Source organism: Flavobacterium sp., assembly GCF_035456085.1.
Lineage (GTDB): Bacteria > Bacteroidota > Bacteroidia > Flavobacteriales > Flavobacteriaceae > Flavobacterium.
The window spans coordinates 1-4,485 of the sequence record NZ_DATIDY010000039.1 but is presented as its reverse complement, the minus strand read 5'-3'; the positions used below and the strand labels follow the sequence as shown (position 1 = coordinate 4,485).

The window sequence follows — 4,485 nt, the reverse complement described above, 5'->3', positions numbered from 1 at the left end:
CAAGATTTGTTTCTATTTGTACCATATAAGGCAAACGTCCAGATGAGAAAAAGCTGGATCCATTTCCTCCCGGATAGTTTGGCAATGTTTTTGTTCCTGCACGAACTTCGTCATAAAAATCCTTAAACATTACGCGGGTATTTTTTACCGTTGCGGTTTGCGTATTGTAAAGAACTACCAATTTTTGTGGAGGAAAATTCGGTTCAGGAGCATTAAAAGAATATGACCATGAAGGCGAAATTGTTTTGTCAAATGTTTTTCCGTTAACGCTAATTTTTTGGATTAGTTGCTCTAAAGCTGTTTCATCAGATACTTCCTGAACCACATATACGTCGGCATTTAATTTGTTCATCACTTTTGCAACATTATCAATTTGCAAAGCATCGTCAGTTGGACCAAATTCAACACCATCAGTGCCTTTTACATCTGAACCAAAAAATTCCAGATTGTAAGTCACAATATCAAAAGTATCTGTTTTAGGTAACGAGGAACCTGTCAAAGTTCCAATTTGTTTGTTCAAAGTTGTTCCTGTTACCGTTAATGCCCCTGAAATACTTAATGCTTTTACAGAAGGTGTAAATCTCACATAAATTGTTTTTCCGGTTGAAACATCGGCAGCATTTACAACAACATTCGATTGAAAAGAAATATTATCTAACGAAATTTGATAATCAGTAGGAGCAGTAATAGTAATATCATTATATCCTTTAGCTTTAAAAACAAAAGACTGACTAACAGAAACACTACCCGAACTTACTTCTCCAAAATCTAAATTTGGGTTCGAAGCTACATATGCTGCTTCATTTGTAATGGCGATGTCATCCAAAGACCATTCGGCAGCAAAATTATTTCCTCCCGCAGTAGTTTCATAAACCCACGCCACATAAGTATGACTAGTTTTATAATCACTCAAATCTATATATTGTGATTGCTTGTAAGTTCCCGTTTCTACAGGGAAATCTCCATTTAGTTCTGTCCATGTAGCAGATTCTGGATTGCTTTTTCCGTCATAATTTGTAGAAATCAATAATCTTAAACCTGGACCTGAATAAAATTTACGTGAATAAAAAGACAATAATGGCAATTGACTAAAAGTATCCAAACGTAATTTTGGCGAAATCAGCCAGTCTTTACTCGCACCACTGTCTGAATAGCCGTTCATTAGTACAGCTCCCGTTCCTGAGTGTACATTTCGGGCAACAGTTGTGCTTGTCCATTTATTTATGCTTCCGGCAACATTATATTGAGTCCATCCGCTATTTGCCAAAACATTCACATCATTAAAACCTTGTACGTAAGGATTAATTCCAATTCCTGATACTGCAATATTTTTTGTAGTAGCACCTGTAGATTCATTTGTTATTTGTCCTGAAAAATTCCCCAAAGCAGTTGGTGTAAATTGCACATAAACGGTTTGGGTTGCATTTGCTGCAAAATCAGAGACACTAAAAGTCAAAGAAGAACCAAAAGTGCTATTATCTTTAGAAATTGAAAAACCAGTCGGAGCAGTTACAACAACATTATCAGCGATATTTGAAGCCTGAATTTGATAGCTCAAACTTTCTGAATTATAATTTACTTCTGAAAATCCTAAATCAAGCGAAGTGATTGTAGTTGTCAAAATTGGCGCAACAACACTAGAAGTTGTAACATCAATTTGATTTACTGTTGACTGTATATTGTTGTGTAAATCTTCGGAAATAGAGAAAACACTATAGGATGTATTAAGTGTTAAACCTGTTACATTTTTTACATATACCTGAGACGGATTTGTAATATCCAAAAAACCTGATTGCAAAGCTGCTGTTCCATTTGCATCAAGTCCAGCTTTTACTTGGCTTGCGCTTGGAGTTGCGCTTCCCGAAGGCAATAATACATAATACGTTTTGCCTGCTTCGTCTAATTGGTTTGAAAAATCAAAACTTTGTGCAAAAATGTTGCTCGTTTTTGGATAACCTACAGCAGTAATAGGCGGTGTCGTATCTTCAACGGCTTCGTTAATACCAATATTGTCAATTGCAAAAGAAGGGCGTGCACCAGAACCTGAAAGTTGTTTGGAAATCCACCGAATCTGAACTATAGGTTTGTTATTGCAAACATCAGGTAATGTTACTGTTATTGTCTGAGGATTTTGTGGTGTGGTAACTCCTGTACCTGTTTGCAAAACAGTTGTACTTGTATAAGCCGTTTCTTGTAGCGTAGTAAAAGCGTCTGTTTCGCCAACTCTATATTGCAAACTCATTTCGTTAACGCGGGTATTATTGGTTCCATCATAAGGATTGCGTATCACCATAGCGTCATATTGTACTACGATTCCATTTTTTCCGGTTGTTATCATAGAAAAAGCTATACTTAAGTCCAATGAACCTGTATTCAAAAAACCAATTTTACCGTTATAGTTATAAATATTACCACTTGATGTAGAGGCACTTCCGCTAGCTGTCAGACTTTTGTCTGCAATTGGAGTGCCGCTTGTGACGTAATTACTCGGAGTAGGAATTGAAGATGTGCTCACAGACCATCCTTGAAATCCGTCTGGATAGCTTGTCGTTGTAGCAGGAAATGAAAAATCTTGTGTGTATGGCAACGTTTGTGGCGCTGGCATAGTCTGGGCAAAAAGCGGCACAGAAAAGCAATAAAGGAAACAGAAAAAAATCGTTAAGAACCTGCTTGAGTAAATGTTTTTCATCTGATAAAAATTTAAGTTTTTAAAAGTCAAATCTACAGTGTACCAGGTTAAGCAAGTATTAGGAAAACTATAAGTTTTCTTAATGCTTAGTGTGATAGATTGGGGTATAAGTTGATTTAATTCAAGATTTTGGAATATAATTTCGCAAGCCAATCACGGGTTTATAATAGGTATTCAAATCTTACTCATCCGCATTTGAATTCCCTCTGTTTTCATGATTATCGGGGTGTGAATTAGGATAGCGGTTGGGTGTAATATCCGAGTTGTGATCTATATTTTCAACAGTTTTTTTAGTCTCTTTTTCTGTCGGAACTCCGCGATTAAGTCCTTCTTTTGCAAGTTCATTATTTTCGATTTCATCTTGAAGATCTGGACCGCTACCGTCAACATTTCGGGCTCTTTCCACGATTTTTTTATTTCCTTCAGTATCAGTTTCCAACTCTTTTTTAAATTTTGGAGAATTTGATTCGGCTTCATTAATTTTACCGCCAACATCTTCATTGGCTTCCTGTTTTCCATTTATTTTTTTGGAACCTAAATCTTTGTTTTCCATGACGTTAGTTTTTAAAGTGAATAGTTTACTTATATCAATAATACGATTTTTATAGCTTAATAATCAATCATTTAACATTGATTTTTGTTTAAATGTTTAGGTGATAAAATACATTTAAATGGAAATTTACTCAAACAAAACTATCTTTGCTTTACAAAATTTTGTTAGAATGTATCAACATTTCATCCTTCATAAACCTTACGGATATTTAAGCCAATTTATTTATGAATTGAAACGCAAGAAGAAACTCTTGGGCGAATTATATGATTTTCCCGCGGGTACAATGGCAATTGGTCGGTTGGACGAAGATTCCGAAGGATTACTTTTATTGACTACCAATGGGAAAATGAGCGAAATCATTCGAAGCAAAAAAGTCGATAAAGAATATTACGTTCAAGTTGATGGCATCATTACTCAGGAAGCAATTGATATTTTGAAAGAAGGTGTCGAAATCGGTTTTGATGGTGGCAAATACAAAACAAAAAAATGTGATGCTCGATTGATTACCGAAATTCCTGATTTTGGACCACGAGGCAAAAAGATTCGAGACGAACGCCATGGTCCAACATCGTGGGCTTCAATCACTGTCAATGAAGGAAAGTTTCGCCAAGTTCGTAAAATGACCGCCGCAGTTGGGTTTCCTACACTAAGATTGGTAAGAGTCCGAATTGGCAATGTACATTTGAATAATTTAAAAGCTGGAGAAGTTTTGGAAGTTGATGATTTTCAAATTAGTTAATACGATAATTAGACAATTGGATAATTAAACGATTAAACAAAATAACGATTAAACAAATAAACAATAATGCTAAACATTGTTCTCGTAGAACCAGAAATCCCTAATAACACAGGAAATATTGGCCGTTTGTGTGTCGGAACAGAAAGCCGTTTGCACTTAATTCATCCTTTCGGATTCGTGATTAATGATAAAAACCTGAAGCGTTCTGGACTCGATTATTGGGTGCATTTGGATGTAACCGAATATCAAAATGTTTCCGAATGGATGTCTCAAATTCCTGATAAATCAAGGGTTTTCCTGATGAGTTCTCACGCTGAAAAATCGTATTTAGAAAATCAATTTCAAGATGGTGATTGGTTGGTTTTTGGAAAAGAAAGCGTTGGTTTGAGCAAGGAAGTTTTGGCCCTATTCGACAATCATTTAACTATTCCGATGTCTAATAAAATCAGAAGTTTTAATATTGCCAATTCGGTTGCTTTTGTGGTTGGTGAAGCTAAAAGACAG

The 4,485-nt window shown here is 35.6% G+C and carries 4 protein-coding genes; 2 read left to right on the top strand and 2 right to left on the bottom strand.

The window, feature by feature from the left end; translation table 11 throughout:
- Together VLC96_RS02935 and VLC96_RS02930 are read right to left on the bottom strand one after the other, a co-directional pair.
- The coding region (locus tag VLC96_RS02935) for a choice-of-anchor J domain-containing protein (protein ID WP_325260559.1) at positions 1 to 2,605 on the bottom strand (2,605 nt) is incomplete at its 3' end.
- Positions 2,606 to 2,870: 265 nt separating this feature from the next.
- Entirely contained in the window at positions 2,871 to 3,242 is a 372-nt protein-coding gene (locus tag VLC96_RS02930; RefSeq protein WP_325260558.1) for a hypothetical protein, read from the bottom strand.
- A 169-nt stretch (positions 3,243 to 3,411) separates the two neighbouring features.
- On the opposite strand from VLC96_RS02930, the gene VLC96_RS02925 reads away from it, so the two are divergent.
- The gene (locus VLC96_RS02925) at positions 3,412 to 3,981 is read left to right on the top strand and encodes a pseudouridine synthase (RefSeq protein WP_325260557.1); all 570 of its coding nucleotides are present in this window, start codon (positions 3,412 to 3,414) and stop codon (positions 3,979 to 3,981) included.
- Between the two features lie 66 nt (positions 3,982 to 4,047).
- Positions 4,048 to 4,485, top strand: a 438-nt coding sequence (locus VLC96_RS02920) for a tRNA (cytidine(34)-2'-O)-methyltransferase (RefSeq protein WP_325260556.1), incomplete at its 3' end; no start/stop codon positions are given.